We start from the raw sequence: 16,054 nt of genomic DNA, 5'->3' as shown, positions 1-16,054 counted from the left end.
CAGCAACACCGAGCGCAGCGTCAGCCAGTTCAGTGCGCTCACCGACAGCGGGTGCACGAGCGCGTCCGGCCAGGCGCGGCCGCCGGTGCAGCGTGCTGCGACGACGCGCGAGAGCACGCCTGCCGCATAACCCAGTGCCCCGATCCGCGAGCCGCGCAGCGCCGCGACGGCGGGCACGACCCAGCCGAGCGCGAGCACGGCTGCGCCCGCCGCCGCACCACGCGGTGTGCCGTACGCCGACCACAGCGACTTCGTGTAGCCGTCACGCACCTGCGGCCAACCGTCGTACATCCGGCAGCCGGCGACGCCCGAACCGTCGGCCACCGCGACCCGACCACCGCCGGCCTTGACGGCGCGCACCAGTGCGAGGTCGTCGAGTACCGCGCCGCGCAACGCCGCGAAGCCGCCAACTCGCGCCAACGCCGCGCGGCGGATCACCACGAACTGCCCGCATGCCGCGGCCAGTGACGGGCGCGGCGAGCGCTCGGCCAGGCGCAGCGGCAGCAACGTCATCCACGACCACTGCAGCAGCGGTTGCAGCAACCGCTCGGCACCGCTCCGGGCGATCTGCCGCGGGAACATGGTCAGGACGTCCAGGCCCGCGGTCTCGAGCAGCGCGACGGCGGCCTGGACACCGCCCGGCGCCACGCGGACATCGGCGTCGACGAAGACCAACACGTCCGCGCAGCCGTCCGCCGCGGCGGCGAGTTGGGCGCAGGCCCACGGCTTGCCGAGCCAGCCCGGCGGCAACGGGGTGCCGGGCACGACGTGCGCGCCCGCTGCGCGCGCGAGCTGCGCGGTGGCATCGCTCGACGCGTCGTCCAGCACCGTCACCCGGCCCTGACCCCGCAACGCCTGCACGCAGGCACCGATGTGCGCAGCCTCGTCCCGCGCGGGGATCAGCACCGGCACGCGCGCGGGTGACGCGTCAGGATCCGCAACAGGTCGGCGTAGCGCCCGTGCGTTCGTCAGCGACTGCACCGCGCCCGCCGCCGCCAGTCCGGCGCCGAGCGCAGCGAGCACCTTCACCGCAACAGGCGCGCGGCCAGCGGTACCGCGACGAGTCCCATGCCGACGGTCCCCCACGCGGCCGAACCGGGCATGTCCAGGAAGCAGGCGTGCGCGACCGCCCACCCGGCCCACATCCACAGGTAGAGCCCGATCGGCACGGCGTCCGGCCCGTCCCCCATAACGCGCTGCACCAGGGCCGAGACGACCAGGGCAGCAACCAACCAGCCGACGTAGTTGGTCAGCGGCACGGTGTCGACGCCGGGTAGGTGCGGCGCGCGATGGGCCCAGCGCCACGCGCCCAGCGCGACGAGCTGCGGGTCGAGGAACAGGTCCGCCGCCGCCGTGGCCCAGGCGCCGACCAGCACCCGGGCGAGCGGATTCCGGACGAGCCGGCGCGCGGCGGCAGCAGCCGGCCACGCGACCATCGTCCAGGCGAGACCCACGAGCCACGGCACGCCGAACAGCTGCGGACCGAGCGCAGCGGAGTAGCGGTAGTCACCGAACGGCACGCCGGTGTGCACTCCGACGACCTCGATCACCAACCCCACGCCCGCAGTGGCCGCGAGCACGCCGCAGGCGGTGCGGTAGCCGCGGGTCAACACCAGGTGCGTGACGCACACCAGCCCGAACGCCACGACGATGAGGACGGCGAGGCGGGTACGCGCCGAGCCGTGCACGAGCGGATACGCGATCTGCAACCCGACCAGCGGAGCGACGAGCGCGAGCGGCGCGAGCTGCGGATGCCGCACACCTGCCACCGACACCGCAGCACGCAAGGACGTAGCGGTCATCGTTCGGCCGCGCCGTCGTAGGCTCGCAAATGTCGGTAAAACGCACCGGCGCAGCCGAAGTGGAGTGCGCGATGCGCAGTGCCGGGCCGTCGCGAGAACCGTCGTCCGGCCGGCGAATCCCGCTCGAGCGGGTGCCCGCCCCACCGCCGCACCGCCTCGCCGCCACGTGGCGGCAGGCCGATCCGGAGCGCATCGAGGCCTGCCTGCAGCACGCGCAGGCGCGTGATCCCGGCGGCTGGTACGTCGCCGCGACCTCGGCAGACGTCGCTGCCGGGACGTCGACGGTGCGCGACGTCGCCGGGCAGGAGGTCATGTTCTGGCGCGCGCCGGACGCGACGTTGCACGCCGGTCCGGGCGCGTGCCCGCACCTCGGCGCGCGGCTGGACGGGTGCCCGGTCACGGGCAGCGTGGTGCACTGCCGCTGGCACGGGCTCGCGTTGACCCCGCAGGGCCTGCCCGACTGGCGCCCGTACCCCGCCGTCGACGACGGCGTGCTCGTCTGGGTGCGCCTGCCGACGCGGGGCGAGACCGCGATCGATCAGCCGCGGCTGACGCGGCGTCCACCGCCGGCGCAGTCGGTCGCCGCCGTGATCCGCCTGCGTGGCCGGTGCGAACCGCAGGACGTGATCGCCAACCGGCTCGACCCGTGGCACGGGTCGTGGTTCCACCCCTACGCGTTCAGCCACCTGCGCGTCGACGAGGCGGCGAGCACGTACGACACGCTGGCGCTCGACGTGACCTTCCGGCTCGGCACGAAGTGGGGCGTGCCGGTGCGCGCGGAGTTCTCCTGCCCGGACGCGCGGACGATCGCGATGCACATCGTCGACGGCGAGGGCGCCGGCAGCGTGGTGGAGACGCACGCGACGCCGATCGGCACCGACCACCTCGGCGCGCCCGTCACGGATGTCATCGAGGCGACGATTGCCCACTCCGAGCGCAGCGGGTTCCAGGCTGCGCGGCGGCTGCAGTCGCTGATGCGCCCGGCGATGCGCCGCGTGGCACGCCGGTTGTGGGTCGACGACATGGTGTACGCCGAGCGTCGCTACGAGTTGCGCGCGGGCGAGCGCGGACTGCGGCTGCTGCGGCACGAGGTCACGTCCCCCGATGCCCGGCACGCCTGATCACGTGCCGGCCGCGCAACGGCACCGTCCACAGGTCGTGGCCGGCGAGACCCCAGTCGGCGAGCAACCGGTTGGCCGCCTGCAGACCGGTGGTCGCGGCCCGCTCCATCAGTGCCACCGGGTAGTCGCAGCGCACGCCGTCGCCGGCGAGCACGACGCGCGGGTCCGGGGTGGTGACGTCGGGCCGGTCGAACCACGGCGCCTGGTCGATCAGCGGGCAGTCCTCCCGCTGCAGGAATTCCTCGCCGGTGATCTCGTGCCGCGCGTACTCGGGATAGATCGAGCGCAATGTCGCGAGCATCCGGGCGCGTGCGTCTGCCGCGTCGACGTCGGGCGGCAAGGCGTAGGCGTGCAGCTCCACAACCGATCCGCCGGTGCGCTGCACCCATGCCGCCGCGCCGGCCTCGAAGCGCTCCAGGACGCTGATGTTGTCGACGAGCCCGAAGCCGGCGGTGCCGAGGAACGCCGACCGGTTCGCCGCGGCCGGGCCGTCGAACCACAGCCGCCAGACCGCGAACGGCGGCGCCGTGCGCAGCGCGGCGAGCCGTACCCGCCACTTGTCGTCGGCACCGCGCAGTGCGGGCTCCGGCGCCAACAGGTGCTGCGTGGAGCGAAGGTCGGCGGCCAGCACCACCGCGTCGGCGTGCGTCTGCCCGCCGTCCGCGCTCACCACGACGCCGTCGGCGCCGGACTCCACCGACTCGACGGGCGCGCCGGTGTGCACATCGACGCCGAGCCGGTGCAGGTAGCGACCCAACGGCGCCCAGATAGCCGAGTCGTAGTCGTCGTCCGGCACGTCGAACAGCAGACCCTCGGACGAGCCGGTGAAATAACCGTGGAACATCGCGATCAACTCCGCGGCCCCGAAGTCCTCCGGGTCGGCGAAGAAGCTGCGCGCGAACACCTCGAGCGCCAGATGCCGCGCGCCGGCCGGGAAGCGCAACCGGTCCAGGAACTGCGCGGCGCTCTCCGCGTCGTGCGCGGCGAAGGTGGCCGGGAAGTCGACGTCGATGAGTTCACGCGCGGCGACGGTGTCGATGTCCGCGACCTCGCGCAGCCGGAACGCCTTGCTGCGCAGGAGGAACGCGGCCATGTTCAGCGGCGGGGCCTTCGGCAGCCCGGCGAACGACTCGCGCGTTCCGTCGGCGGACAGCAACGGGTAGTCGCCGACCGGCCGCAGGAACCGCAGGTGCGCGTCGACGCGCTTCAGCAGCGACCGCAGGTTGTAGTACTGCCGGAAGAACGCGTGGAAGCCGCGGCTCATCGTGACGGTGTCGCCGGTGTCGCCGGGGTCGCGCTGCACCGGCCACGCGGCGACGCGACCGCCGAGTTGCGGTTCGCGTTCCAGGACGGTCACCCGCACGCCGCGTTCGGCCAGTGCCGTCGCCGCGGCGAGCCCGGCGATGCCGCCGCCCACGACCACGACGTGCCGGTCCACATCGTCGCGCAGCCTGCCCGGGGCGCCGGCGTGCCGCACGGCGCGCCGGTCCCGGCCGGGGCGCGACGTGACCTGCCCGCTCATCGGAGCGGCTTGACGGCGACGAACGTGTGCAGCACACCGCGCTGCCAGCCGTCGGCCTGCTGCACGCTCACCGGCGCGAACCCGGCCGCGACCAGCCGGTCCCGGAAGCGCGTCTCGGCGTCGAAGCGCAGCACGCTGTGCCACAGATAGCGGTAGAGCCGGGTGCGGCGGGTGAGGACGAGGCTCAGCGGGATCACGACGAGCCAGCACACGAGCGTCCACGTCAGCGCGGCGCGCACCGAGCCCGCCAGGGTGTAGTCCTGCACCACCAGCGTGCCGCCGGGAACGAGCGCGTCGTACACGTCGGACAGCGCCGCGTCCGGATCGACGACGTTGCGGAACAGGTAGCAGGCGAGCACGGCGTCGACCTGCGCGGGCAGCTCCCATTCAGCGCCGCGCGCGGCCAGCTCACCCGCCGCGCCGTGGACGAACCGAGTCGTCGGCGGCCAGCTCTTCGCCCGGGCCGCGCCGAGCATGCCGGCCGAGTTGTCCACGCCGACGATCTGCACCTGCGCATCGACTGCGTCGGTGAGCGCCGCCGTGGACGCGCCGGAGCCGCAGCCGAGGTCGACGACCGTGCGCGTGCCATGCCGGGGCAGGCTGTCCGCCACGATCTGCGCCGCGGTGCGCAGCTGCTCGTGATAGCCCGGATTGCGCGACACCATCGCGTCGTAGCGCGGTCCCGTCGCGTCGAACTCCTCGGCGAGCTGCGCGGTGGTCAGCTCCACTCGGCCGCCGCGGGGTCGTCGCGTCACGACGGCACGCCTGCGCACGGTGGCCGCCCGTGCTGAGGCGGCGCATCCGGGTGCGGGACGCGGTGCGTGAGGTCGTCGGGGGCGTACGGCAACGCGCGAGCGCGTCGGACGTGATGGTCGTGGCCGCGGCGATGACCTGCTACGCGGTCTTCGGCCTGGTGCCGCTGTTGGCGATCGGCACGCGCGTCGCCGCAGCGCTGCTGGGCGAGCACGAGGTGATCCGCACCGGTGCGGGCGTGGCGCGCTTCGTGCCCGGCCCGATCCATCTCGACCGCGGCATCGTGACGTTCACCCACGCGGCGGCCGGCGCGAGCTGGTGGGGCGTGCTGGCGGCGCTGGTGCCGGCCTCCCTGTATGCCGAGGGGACGGTGCGCAGTCTCGAACGGTTCTCCGGTGCGCCGGAGCGCCGTTCGCGCAGTCTGCGCGGACGTGCGCTGACCGTGGTGTTCGTCGCGCTCGTCCTCGCCGTCGTGCTGACCCTGGTCGCGGCTGTGCGTCCGTTGCTCTTCGACCCGTTCGGGCACGGAACGGGACCGCGCCTGCTGGGCATCCTGGTGGCGTTCAACGTCCTGTTCTTCGCCGCCGTGACGACGCTCGCGCTGATCTACCGGTTGTTCGCCAGCACACCGATCCGGGTGGGTCCGCTGCTGTTCGCGGCCGGCGCCGCGGCGAGTTGGTTCGCCGGCCAGACGCTGGGTTACGTCGCCGCCGTGCGCGTCATCGACGGCTTCGCCCACGCGTATGGCGGATACGACGCCGCGGCGGCGATCGCCGCGCTGGCGTTCCTGGCCTACCTGCTGCACCTCGTCGTGCTGCTGGGTTACGCACTCGCGCTGCAGTTGCACGAATACCCGTTGCCGCGCCTCGACGGCTGAGCGGTGGGTCATGCGGTGCCCACCTCGGCGGCGACGCCCTGCGCCGACAGCGCCACCAGCGGCAGGCCGCCGCCCGGATGCGTGGAGCCGCCGACGAGGAAGAGACCTTGGGTGCGGGAACGGTTCGCCGGGCGGCGCAGCGGCGCCAGCGCGCCGTGCTGCGCCCGGCCGTAGATCGCGCCGCCCGGCGCCGACGTGTCCCGTTCCAGATCGGCGGGCGTGCGCAGGTGACGGAACACGATGCGGTCGCGCAGGTCGGTGCCGCGCCGCGCGAGTACCTGCACGACGTGATCCGCATACCGGTCGGCGGCGCCCGGCGACGTCCAATCGACATGTCCGCCGTCGGCCGGCGCGCCGTGCCGCGGTGCGTTGACCAGCACGTACAACGCTTCGTGTCCAGCCGGCGCGCACGACGCGTCGCGCGGCGCGTGGAGGTAGACGACGGGATCGGCGACAGGTCGCGCAGGGCGGCCGAACACGGCGTCGAACTCGTCGTCGTAGGTCGTCGGGGCGAACAGCACGGTGTGCTGTGCCAGTCCCGGCGTGCTCCCGCGCAGACCGAGCAGCATCACGAAGCCGCTGAGCGAGTCGGCGGTGGGTACGCGCGGGCGTGGGTTCAGCGCGGTGTACAGAAGCTCGGCGTCGGCGTCGGACACCACCACGTCGGCGGGCAGCCGCGCGCCGTCGTCGAGTTGCGCCGCCGACACCCGCCCGCCGGTGACCTCGACACCGGCGACCCGCGTGTTCAGCCGCAGGCGCACCCCGAGTTCCTGCGTCCGCGCGACGAGCGCCTCGGCAAGACGGTGCAGGCCGCCACGCACGTACCACCCACCGAACGCATGCTCGAGGTACGCGGTCACGGCGAGCGCGGCCGGCGCACGCCGCGGGTCGGACCCGACGTAGGTCGCGTATCGCTCGAGCATCAGCTGTTGGCGCGGGTCGGGCAGCAGCGTGCGGGCAAGACCGCGCAGCGTGCGCCCGGGGGCGACGGCGCGTACGTCGGCGAGCCGCCACGCCCGACGTCCGAGCGAGAACGCGCTGCTGCCGGACGACGCCGCGCCGAACACCGGTTGTTCGACGGCACGCCAGATCGCCGCACCGCGATCGAGCAACCGCTGCCAGGCCGCGCCGGTACCCGCCCCCAACGCGTCGTCGAAACACGCGCGCTGCCGCGCCGGGTCACTCGTCGTGTCGACCTGCGCGCCGTCCGCGAACCGGTGCCGCACGATCGGGTCCAGCCGGTCGAGCGAGAGCACCGAATCCAGCGGATCGCCGGTGTCGTCGAAAAGTCGGGTGAAGACGTGCGGCAGCGTCAGCAGCGTCGGGCCGACGTCGAAGCGGAACCTGCCGGCCGGCGTGCGCTCCTCGTGGCACCCGAGCTTGCCTCCGGCGTTGCCGGCGGCCTCGCAGATCGTCACGTCGTGCCCGGCGGCGCCGAGCCGCGCCGCTGCGGCCAGACCACCGACCCCGGCGCCGATCACCACGACCTTCGCCATCAGCGGCGCGGCCGGGTCACGACGCGCGCCGGTCAGGAAGCAGCTGCGCCAACGCGGGATCCACCCGGGTCGTCAGCTGGTGCCACACGTAGCGCTCCGGTGCGAGCGCGAGTTCCTGCGTCCCGGGGTGGCTGCGGCACACCGGGGCGAGGGTGTCGCGCGCATCCCGTGCATGCTCGAACGCGAGCTGCACGCCGGCCCGCACGGCGTCGGCGGAGCGCAGCAGGGCGGTGGACCGCGCGCGGGCGAGGTCGTCCGGGTTCCGCACGAGCAGGGCGCGTAGTTCCGGGTGCAGGTCCATCGCCGCCACCGCGGGCGGCGTGATCACCCCGGACGTGAAGTCGACGCCGACGGGCTTGCCGGCCAGCGCCGGGGTGGACACGATGTCGAGCAGGTCGTCGACGAGCTGCAGGACGAGCCCGAACTGCTCGCCGAAGCGCCCGGCGTGCACGCACACGTCGACGTCCGCGCCGGCCGCGTAGGCGCCGAACTCGCAGGCCGCGCGCATCAGGCTGCCGGTCTTGGACCGCGCCACGTCGAGCACCACGTCGGCCGCCGCATCGGCGTCGAAGCGCAGCGAGTTCTGCATGGCCTCGCCGTGGCACAGCTCGAGCAGCGTGTCGACGAGCAGGGACGTGCAGTGCCGCCCGCCGCTCGCCGCGGTGACGAACGCGGCGGCGATGAGCGAGTCCCCGCCCACCACGGCGGCGGCCGTCCCGTCCGCGGCGTTCACCGTGGGTGCCGCGCGCCGGGTGGACGCCGCGTCGATGAGGTCGTCGTGCACGAGCGTCGCGCTGTGCAGCAACTCGACCGACACCGCGAGGTCGAGCGCTCTGCTGCGCTGGTCCAGTGTCGGGGCGCCGGCGGTCAGGTGGGTGGCGAAGGCCAGGGTGAGCGCGGGCCGCAGCCGCTTGCCGGGCGCGAAGACGATCCGGCCGAGCGGGCCGTCCAATGGGTGGCACAGGTCGTCGACCGCCTCGTGCAGGCGACGCTCGAGCGGCGGTCGCAGCGCGGCGCAACCGGCCCAGAGATCGAGACCGGGCGGCGGCGCGGCGACGTCGTCAGGTTCAAGGGACGTGCTCAACGGCAGCGACTTCCATCATCGGACCACGACGGCCGGGGCGGTCAGCTGCCTGTTTCAGCTCCGCGGCCGAGTCTAGTCACGGCCGTCTCGCTCAGGAGGCGACCGCGGGCTGAGCGAGCGGCAGGGTGCGGCCGGTGAGGGTCGAGCTGAAGTGCGAGTGCACCCGCGCGTCCACCGGGTCGTCCGCGGGGTCGCGGTGCACGACGAGGTGGCGGTACAGCGTGTCGCGCTGTGCCGGGATGCGCCCCGCGCCGCGGATCAGGTCGATCAGTTCGGTGCGGTTCGACCGGTGCCGGGCGCCGGCCGAGGACACCACGTTCTCCTCGAGCATCACCGAGCCGAGGTCGTCCGCGCCGAAGTGCAGGGTCAACTGGCCGATGTCCTTGCCGGTCGTGAGCCACGAGCCCTGCAGGTGGTTCACGTTGTCGAAGAAGAGCCGGGCGACGGCGACCATCCGCAGGTACTCCAGCGACGTCGCCTGCGTACGGCCCTTCAGGTGGTTGTTCTCCGGCTGGTACGTCCACGGGATGAAGGAGCGGAAGCCGCCGGTGCGGTCCTGCACGTCGCGGATCATCCGCAGGTGCTCGATGCGCTCGGCCGCGGTCTCGCCGGTGCCCATCATGAACGTCGCCGTGGACTCCATGCCGAGCCCGTGCGCGGTCTCCATGACGTCCAGCCACACCGCGCCCTTCTCCTTGAGCGGCGCGATCGCGGTGCGCGGGCGGTCGACGAGGATCTCCGCGCCCGCGCCGGCGAACGAGTCGAGGCCCGCGTCGCGCAGCCGTGCGATGACCGTGCCGAAGTCCAGCCCGGACGTGCGCGCGATGTGCACGACCTCGGACGCACCCAGTGAGTGCAGCGTCAGCGTCGGCTGCTCGCGCTTGATGGCGGCGAACGTCTGCTCGTACCACTCCATGCCGAGCTCGGGCGAGTGGCCGCCCTGCAGCATGATCTGCGTGGCGCCGAGATCGACTGCTTCGGCGCAGCGGCGCAGGATCTCCTCCTGCGGGTGCGTCCAGCCCTCGCTGTGCCCGGGCGCGCGGTAGAAGGCGCAGAACTTGCACGCGGTGACGCACACATTGGTGTAGTTGATGTTGCGGTCGATGATGTAGGTGGCGACGTCGTCCGGGTAGCGACGCTTGCGCACCGCGTCGGCGGTCTCGCCTAGCGCGTGCAGTGGCGCGTCGGTGTAGAGCAGCAGCGCTTCGTCCGGCGTGATGCGCCCGCCTGTTGCGGCGCGCTCGAGCATGCCCGAAATCGTCACGGAGTCAGCCTACGTCGGCGGTCGGGCGGCGTTGCGGCCCAGCACTTCGAGCAGGTCCTCGGCGGCCTGTGCGGCGGCGGCATCGGCCACCGCGGACACTCCACCCATGCCGAAGTAGGAGTGGTTCAGCGACGGGTGCTCCCGGCTGATCACGTCCACGCCTGCCGCGCGCAGGTCGTCGCCGTAGAAGTTGCCCTCGGTGCGCAGCACGTCGAGCGTCGAGGTGTGGATGACCGCCGGGGCGACGCCGTGCAGGTCGGCGGCACGCTTGGGCGACACCCGCCAGTCGGCGGCGTCCTCGGCGTTCACGTACGTCTCGGCGAAATTGATCATGCCTTCGAGGGTGAGGCCGAACCGCGAGTTGGAGGCCCACCGGGACATGTAACCGGCGTTGATCTGCTCGTCGGTGTAGCGCCCGGCGACATCGGTGACGGGGTAGAGGAGCAGCTGGCCGCTCAGCGGTTGCCCGGCGTCGCGGCGCGCGATCGCCACCGAGGCCGCGAGTTGACCGCCGGCGCTGTCCCCGGCGACCACGAGCTGGTCGTTGCCGCCGAACTCGGCGAGCCGCTGCGCGACCCACCCGGTGGCCCGGACGGCATCGTCGAACGCGGCCGGGAACCGGTGCTCGGGGGCACGGCGGTAGTCGACGGACACGACCACGGCGTGCGCCTGCGTGCAGATGCGCCGCGCGTGCCCGAGGTGCGTGTCGAGGTCACCGACGACCCACCCGCCGCCGTGGAAGTAGACGATCGTCGCCATCGGGGTGCGATCGACGACCCGCTGCGCGGCATCCGGGTCGACGGCCGGGCGAAGGACACGGATCGGGATGGCCGCACTGTCGGCGTCCGCCGGTACCTCGGTGTCCTCCTCGCTGGCCGGCATCAGCGTGGGGTCCATCAGCTCGAGCGCCGCCGCGTTCGACGTGCGCGACGCCTGCCGCGCCTCGTCGACGGTCGCGGGATCGCGGTCGGGAAGGATCTTCAGCAACCATTTGGCCACGTCGGCGTCGAGTTGGGGGAGCTCACTCACCTCGTCATCCTCGCAGCCGACGCGGTGACGGCCGCGGTCACACCTGCGCGAAGAGCGGCTGCACGGGCATCCCGGCGCGACGCGCGAACTCCTGCAGGCCCGCCACCTGCCGCTCGCCCAGCGAGAAATCCAGCGCCCGGAAGTAGGTGGCCAGGGTCGTCGCGTCGAAGACCTCCCAGCGGGCACCGGCGTCGGCGACGTCCTCGACGTGCGCGAGCGCGTCGTCCCGGCTGCGCACGAACGCGCCGTGCACGTCCTTGACCAGCCCGGGGTGCGCCTCGGCGTAGTCGCGGCGGGCGGCCCAGACGGCGAACACCATCGGCAGCCCGGACCACTGCCGCCAGGCCGCGCCGAGATCGTGCACTGCCAGGCCGTCGCGCGGTGCCTGGTAGGTGGCGCGCAGCGCGGCGTCGCCGATGAGCACGGCGGCATCGGCCTCGCGCAGCATCGAGCCGAGTTCCGGCGGGCAGCCGAAGTACTCAGGGCGCACCCCGTGCACCTGCTCGAGCCACATGCGCGCGAGCAGCACCGAGGTCCGTGAGGTGGAGCCGAGCGCGACGCGGCGGCCGTCCAGTTCGTGCAGCGGCACCTGGGAGACGAGGTTCACCGACAGCACCGGGCCGTCCGAGCCGATCGCGATGTCCGGCAGCAGCACGAGGTCCTCGGCGTTGCGCAGGTACTCGACCAGCGAGATCGGGCCGATGTCGAGCTCGCCTGCCATGAGCATGTCGTTGAGGTGGTCCGGCGTGTCCTTCGTGAGCTCCACGTCGAGCAGCGCACCGGCCCGGACGAGGCCCCAGTAGATCGGCAGGCAGTTGAGGAACTGGATGTGTCCGACGCGCGGACGGCTGACCGCCACATGATCGACGTTACGCCGGGGCGATGACCCGGTGACCGGCAGTGTCAGCGCCGCTTGCCGGCAGCAGCGCTGTCGGCCAACAGTGACGTGTGCCACAGTCGTCCGGTGGACGATTTCGAGCTTGCCCGAAACCTGATCACCCGGGTGAACGTGGGTGACGCAATGACCCGTACGGCTGCCCGCATGCCCGACCAGCTCGCGGTCGTCGACGGCGACCGTCGGTGGAACTATCGCCAGCTCGACGAGCGGGTGAACCAGGTGGCAAACGGGTTGCTCGCCCGCGGTTATGCGCGCGGTGACGCGCTGGGCCTGGCGTCGGGCAACAGTTGCGAGTTCCTGGTCACCTACTTCGCCTGCGCGAAGACCGGCGTCGTCTGCGTGCCGCTCAACCTCGGCTGGCGCGCGGACGAGGTGGCGTACGTGCTCGACCACTCGGGTGCGCGCGGCCTGGTGGTGGAGGCGCAGTTGCTCGAGCAGATCCTCCCCGGCGTGGAGAAGGTGCCTGCGGTGCATGACATCGTCGTCGCCCCGGGCACCGGCGCGCCCTACGGACAATCGCTGCCCGATCGCGACTGGCGCACGTTCGACGACCTCTGCGCAACGAGCACCACTGCTCCCGACGTTTACGTCGACGAACGCGACGCCCTCAGCTACCTGTACACCAGCGGCACGACGTCGTTCCCCAAGGGCGTGGTCGGCAGCCACACCGCGATCTACCTCGAGTCGCTGATGGTCGCGGCGGAGACCGGCATGCACGCCGGCGAACGCATCGCCTGCCTGATGCCGCTGTTCCACACGGCGCAGCTCAACGGCTTCGGCACGCCCGCCGTCATGATGGGCGCCACGCAGTACCTGCTGCGCGGCTTCGACCCGGACGCCCTGCTCGCGCTGGTCGAAGGCGAGCGCATCGAGCGCATGTTCGCGCTGCCGATGATGTACCGCGCGCTCGTCGACCGCCCCGACATCCGCGAGCGGGACCTGTCGTCGTTGCGCAAGGCCGCGTACGCGATGGCGCCGATGCCGGACGCGTTGCTGCGCGCCTGCCTGGACGTGTTCGGCTGCGATTTCTACCTCGCGTTCGGCCAGACGGAGATGAGCCCCGTGACGACCTTCTTCCGCCCGGAGCACCAGTTGTCGCACTCCGGTGCGGTGGGCACGCAGGTCGTCAACGTGCAGATCGGCATCATGGACCCCGACGGCGAACTGCTGCCGCGCGGCGAGGAGGGCGAGATCGTGTACCGCGGCCCGCACGCGCTGAACGGCTACCTCAAGAACGACGAGGCGACGGCTGCAGCGTTCGCGCACGGCTGGTTCCACTCCGGCGACGTCGGCCGGCTCGCCGACGACGGCATGCTGTGGTTCAGCGACCGACGCAAGGACGTGATCAAGACCGGCGGCGAGAACGTCGCGTCCATCGAGGTCGAGAAGGCGCTGTACGCGGCCGTGCCGGACGTCGCCGAGGCGGTGATCGTCGGCTTGCCGCACGAGCGCTGGTCCGAGGCGATCACCGCCGTGGTCGTGGCGAAGGGCGGCGTCGACCTCGACGCGGACGAGGTCAGGTCGAGGATGCGCGAGCACATCGACGGATACAAGATCCCCAAGTCGGTGATCGTCGTCGACGAGCTGCCGAAGACCTCGACCGGCAAGATCCAGAAGAACGTGCTGCGCGACCGGTTCGCGGATCACTACGACGCGTCATGAGTGAACAGCCGGCGCGACTGGCCGACGCACTGTCCGCGTTCGACCAGCTGTGGAGCCCACGCATCGTCACGCGCGTCAACGACTACGACGTGCGCGTGGCCAAGGTGCAGGGCGAGTTCGTGTGGCATACCCACGACGACACGGACGAGTTCTTCCTCGTCGTCGACGGCGAGCTGCAGATCGCGCTGCGCGAGCCGGACGGAGAACGCACGGTGACCCTGCCGCGGGGTGCGGTGTTCGTCGTCGCCAAGGGCATCGAGCACAAGCCGATCTCCCGCGACGGCGCGTCCATCATGCTGTTCGAACCGACCGGCACGGTCAACGTCGGCGACCGGCACGACGACGTGCCCGACCATGTCGACGTCACGTCCGGGCACGACCTGCCGGGCCGCTAACGTCGACGCCGTGCAGGACCTCGCGCTCGCGGCCGCGCTCGTGCGCGACGCCGGCGACCTCGCGGCCCGCATGCTGCGCGACGGGTTGACCGTCGAGCACAAGACGTCGGTGTCCGACGTCGTCTCCGCCGCCGACCACGCAGCCGAAGAACTCGTGGTGACCCGGCTGCGCGCCGAGCGGCCGGCCGACGGCATCGTCGGCGAGGAGGGCACGTCCGACGCGGGCGACGCGCGGACCTGGTACGTCGACCCCGTCGACGGCACCTACAACTTCCTGTCCGGCATCCCGGTGTGGTGTTCAGCGCTCGCACTGACGGCGCCCGGGGCGCAGCCGCTCGGTGCCGTCTACCAGCCGTCAACCGGTGAACTGTGGACCGGCGGCCCGGACGACCCGACTGCGCTCGACGGGCAACCGTTGCCGCAGCTGGCCGACCGCCCGCTGGCCGACGTCTCGCTGGCCACCTACCTGCACCCGACGACCCTGCCGGACGATGCGCTGCGCCGACCGCTGCTGCGCGCGATGCAGGGCGCGGCGACCGTGCGCATGCTCGGCTCCGGGTCGGTGGAGCTGGCTTACGTGGCGAGCGGCCGACTCGGCGCGTCGGCGCAGGCGAACTCGCTGCCGTGGGACTGGCTGCCGGGTGCCGCGCTGGTGTCGGCGGCGGGCGGCGCTGCCGAGGTCGTGCAGGTCGGCGCGCACCGCTGGCACATCGCCGGTAACCGCCGCGCCGTCGCCGAGCTGCGCGAGTTGCTCACCGGGTGACCCGGCGCCCGGCGGCCGCCGGCACTTGGTACCGGTCGCGCGCGGTGTCAAAGATCAACTGGCCGCGATCGCGGGGTACCAAGCCATCGACCGTCGCGGGCGCACGTCAGTAACCGAGGATCTCGCGGTACAGCGCCTGCACCTGCGCGCCGATGACGTCCGGCGCGAAGGCGGTGGCGCGGCGTACACCGTTTTCGGCCAGTTGCGCGCGCAACGCGGCGTCGCCGGCCAGCTCGCGCAGCGCGCCGGCCATCGCGTCGGCGTCTCCCGGCGCGACGAGCAGGCCGTCGACGTGGTCGGTGACGATCTCGCGCGGGCCGCCGGCATCGGTTGCGATCACCGGGACGCCGGCGGCAAGGCCCTCCACGACGACCTGGCCGAAGGGTTCGGCGACGGTCGAGGCGTGGACGAGGGCATCGAGCCTGCGCAGTTCGTCCTCGACATCATCGACGAAGCCGACGAAGTCGACCCGATCGGCAACACCGAGCTCCGCGGCGAGATCTCGCAATTGCTGCAGGTAGTCGTCCTCGCCGAAGATCGGGCTGCCAATGACGCGCAGCCGCAGGTCGGGCAGGTGCGCCAACGCACGGAGCGCGACGTCCTGTCCCTTCCACGGCGAGATCCGTCCGACGACGCCGATCGTGCGCAGGCTCTCGGTGGGTTCGCGCGGTGGTCGGCTCGCGGCGTAGGGGTCGGGGACCACCGCGGCCGGGCCGCCGACGTGCGACGCGACCTCCCGCGACGGACACAGCACCGCGGCAGGTGCCGAGTGCAGCAGCGCGCGCGTCGCGCTGATCGCGCGGGCCGGCAGGTAGTCGTCGACGAGCCGGTCGCGCAGGTGCCAGACGAGCGGGACGCCGGCGATACGCGCCGCCGCGGCGCCGTAGTAGCCGGACTTCAGCGAGTTGCTGTGCACGACGTCGGGACGCAGCTGACGCAGGCGACGCGCGAGCCGGGCGGTGTGGCCGGTCAACGCAGCCGCTGCCCGTAAGCCGCCCGCGCCGACGGCGACGTCGCGGCGCGTGTCCCGGGCGCCGGCGTCGAGCTCGATGACCTCGACCTCAGCACCGGCGCGTTCCAGCTGCGCACGCAGTGGCCCGTCCGCGCCGAGGATGACGTGCGCGTCGACGTCGGGCAGCGCGGCGAGCATCCGGGCGAGCGCGATCTCGCCGCCGGACAGCTGCGCGATGTGGTCGAGGTAGACGACCCGCGGCCGATCGAGACGCGCCCGGTGCTTCCGGCCTGCGCGCGCATCGACCGCCGACGCGAGAACACGACTAGCCGCGGTTTCCTCGCGCAGCACCGGCAACGCGAAGGGCCGGGCGACGCCGCCGAGCCGCGCGGTGGGGCCGTAGCGCGGGATGCCGCCGCTCTGGGGCAGCTGGCCG

General features: G+C 72.7%; 15 protein-coding genes. 5 read left to right on the top strand and 10 right to left on the bottom strand.

Annotated elements, in window-relative coordinates; genetic code table 11:
- The coding region (locus tag ACFFCN_RS16155; RefSeq protein ID WP_375493278.1) for a glycosyltransferase at positions 1-1,029 on the bottom strand (1,029 nt) is incomplete at its 3' end.
- On the bottom strand, positions 1,026-1,802 hold the full coding sequence (locus tag ACFFCN_RS16150; protein WP_375493276.1) for a carotenoid biosynthesis protein: 777 nt from the start codon (positions 1,800-1,802) through the stop codon (positions 1,026-1,028). The genes ACFFCN_RS16155 and ACFFCN_RS16150, both read right to left, overlap by 4 nt.
- Before the next feature lie 71 nt (positions 1,803-1,873).
- On the opposite strand from ACFFCN_RS16150, the gene ACFFCN_RS16145 reads away from it, so the two are divergent.
- Complete coding sequence (locus ACFFCN_RS16145; RefSeq protein ID WP_375493274.1) at positions 1,874-2,923, top strand: DUF5914 domain-containing protein; 1,050 nt, start codon at positions 1,874-1,876, stop codon at positions 2,921-2,923.
- Here ACFFCN_RS16145 and ACFFCN_RS16140 read toward each other — a convergent pair.
- Complete coding sequence (locus ACFFCN_RS16140) at positions 2,895-4,445, bottom strand: FAD-dependent oxidoreductase (protein WP_375493272.1); 1,551 nt, start codon at positions 4,443-4,445, stop codon at positions 2,895-2,897. The genes ACFFCN_RS16145 and ACFFCN_RS16140 overlap by 29 nt on opposite strands.
- On the bottom strand, positions 4,442-5,200 hold the full coding sequence (locus ACFFCN_RS16135; protein ID WP_375493271.1) for a class I SAM-dependent methyltransferase: 759 nt from the start codon (positions 5,198-5,200) through the stop codon (positions 4,442-4,444). The genes ACFFCN_RS16140 and ACFFCN_RS16135 overlap by 4 nt, the downstream gene beginning before the upstream one ends.
- A gap of 29 nt (positions 5,201-5,229) precedes the next feature.
- Here ACFFCN_RS16135 and ACFFCN_RS16130 point away from each other — a divergent pair, with 29 nt between their 5' ends.
- A complete protein-coding gene (locus ACFFCN_RS16130; RefSeq protein WP_375493270.1) occupies positions 5,230-6,075 on the top strand; it encodes a YhjD/YihY/BrkB family envelope integrity protein in 846 nt (281 codons plus the stop codon).
- A gap of 8 nt (positions 6,076-6,083) precedes the next feature.
- On the opposite strand, the gene ACFFCN_RS16125 is transcribed toward ACFFCN_RS16130, so the two are convergent.
- From ACFFCN_RS16125 to ACFFCN_RS16105, 5 genes are all read right to left on the bottom strand, one after another.
- A complete protein-coding gene (locus ACFFCN_RS16125) occupies positions 6,084-7,571 on the bottom strand; it encodes a phytoene desaturase family protein (protein WP_375493269.1) in 1,488 nt (495 codons plus the stop codon).
- Positions 7,572-7,587: 16 nt separating this feature from the next.
- Positions 7,588-8,655, bottom strand: a complete 1,068-nt coding sequence (locus tag ACFFCN_RS16120) for a polyprenyl synthetase family protein (RefSeq protein ID WP_375493268.1) — start codon at positions 8,653-8,655, stop codon at positions 7,588-7,590.
- Between the two features lie 91 nt (positions 8,656-8,746).
- A complete protein-coding gene (mqnC, locus tag ACFFCN_RS16115; RefSeq protein WP_375493282.1) occupies positions 8,747-9,904 on the bottom strand; it encodes a cyclic dehypoxanthinyl futalosine synthase in 1,158 nt (385 codons plus the stop codon).
- Positions 9,905-9,928: 24 nt separating this feature from the next.
- On the bottom strand, positions 9,929-10,948 hold the full coding sequence (locus ACFFCN_RS16110; RefSeq protein WP_375493266.1) for an alpha/beta hydrolase: 1,020 nt from the start codon (positions 10,946-10,948) through the stop codon (positions 9,929-9,931).
- 37 nt (positions 10,949-10,985) lie between these two features.
- On the bottom strand, positions 10,986-11,807 hold the full coding sequence (locus ACFFCN_RS16105; protein WP_375493264.1) for a menaquinone biosynthetic enzyme MqnA/MqnD family protein: 822 nt from the start codon (positions 11,805-11,807) through the stop codon (positions 10,986-10,988).
- Between the two features lie 162 nt (positions 11,808-11,969).
- On the opposite strand from ACFFCN_RS16105, the gene ACFFCN_RS16100 reads away from it, so the two are divergent.
- Genes ACFFCN_RS16100 through ACFFCN_RS16090 form a run of 3 tightly spaced genes read left to right on the top strand, consistent with a single transcriptional unit; the run spans position 11,970 to position 14,666 of the window.
- On the top strand, positions 11,970-13,508 hold the full coding sequence (locus ACFFCN_RS16100; RefSeq protein ID WP_375493280.1) for an AMP-binding protein: 1,539 nt from the start codon (positions 11,970-11,972) through the stop codon (positions 13,506-13,508).
- On the top strand, positions 13,505-13,903 hold the full coding sequence (locus ACFFCN_RS16095; RefSeq protein ID WP_375493262.1) for a cupin domain-containing protein: 399 nt from the start codon (positions 13,505-13,507) through the stop codon (positions 13,901-13,903). Before ACFFCN_RS16100 ends, ACFFCN_RS16095 begins: the two co-directional genes overlap by 4 nt.
- Before the next feature lie 10 nt (positions 13,904-13,913).
- A complete protein-coding gene (locus tag ACFFCN_RS16090; protein ID WP_375493260.1) occupies positions 13,914-14,666 on the top strand; it encodes an inositol monophosphatase family protein in 753 nt (250 codons plus the stop codon).
- Between the two features lie 106 nt (positions 14,667-14,772).
- Here the strand turns inward: ACFFCN_RS16090 and ACFFCN_RS16085 are convergent.
- The coding region (locus ACFFCN_RS16085) for a glycosyltransferase family 4 protein (protein WP_375493259.1) at positions 14,773-16,054 on the bottom strand (1,282 nt) is incomplete at its 5' end.

This window comes from uncultured Jatrophihabitans sp. (genome assembly GCF_964246335.1).
Taxonomy (GTDB): Bacteria; Actinomycetota; Actinomycetes; order Mycobacteriales; family Jatrophihabitantaceae; genus Jatrophihabitans.
Note: the sequence above shows the minus strand (reverse complement) of the source record. Positions and strands in the feature narration are given on the sequence as shown.

Coding starts and splice junctions, on each gene's coding strand:
- ACFFCN_RS16140 (WP_375493272.1), bottom strand. CDS start 4,445: ATGAGCGGGCAGGTCACGTCGCGCCCCGGCCGGGACCGGCGCGCCGTG.
- ACFFCN_RS16150 (WP_375493276.1), bottom strand. CDS start 1,802: ATGACCGCTACGTCCTTGCGTGCTGCGGTGTCGGTGGCAGGTGTGCGG.
- ACFFCN_RS16100 (WP_375493280.1), top strand. CDS start 11,970: ATGACCCGTACGGCTGCCCGCATGCCCGACCAGCTCGCGGTCGTCGAC.
- ACFFCN_RS16095 (WP_375493262.1), top strand. CDS start 13,505: ATGAGTGAACAGCCGGCGCGACTGGCCGACGCACTGTCCGCGTTCGAC.
- ACFFCN_RS16125 (WP_375493269.1), bottom strand. CDS start 7,571: ATGGCGAAGGTCGTGGTGATCGGCGCCGGGGTCGGTGGTCTGGCCGCA.
- ACFFCN_RS16145 (WP_375493274.1), top strand. CDS start 1,874: ATGCGCAGTGCCGGGCCGTCGCGAGAACCGTCGTCCGGCCGGCGAATC.
- mqnC (WP_375493282.1), bottom strand. CDS start 9,904: ATGCTCGAGCGCGCCGCAACAGGCGGGCGCATCACGCCGGACGAAGCG.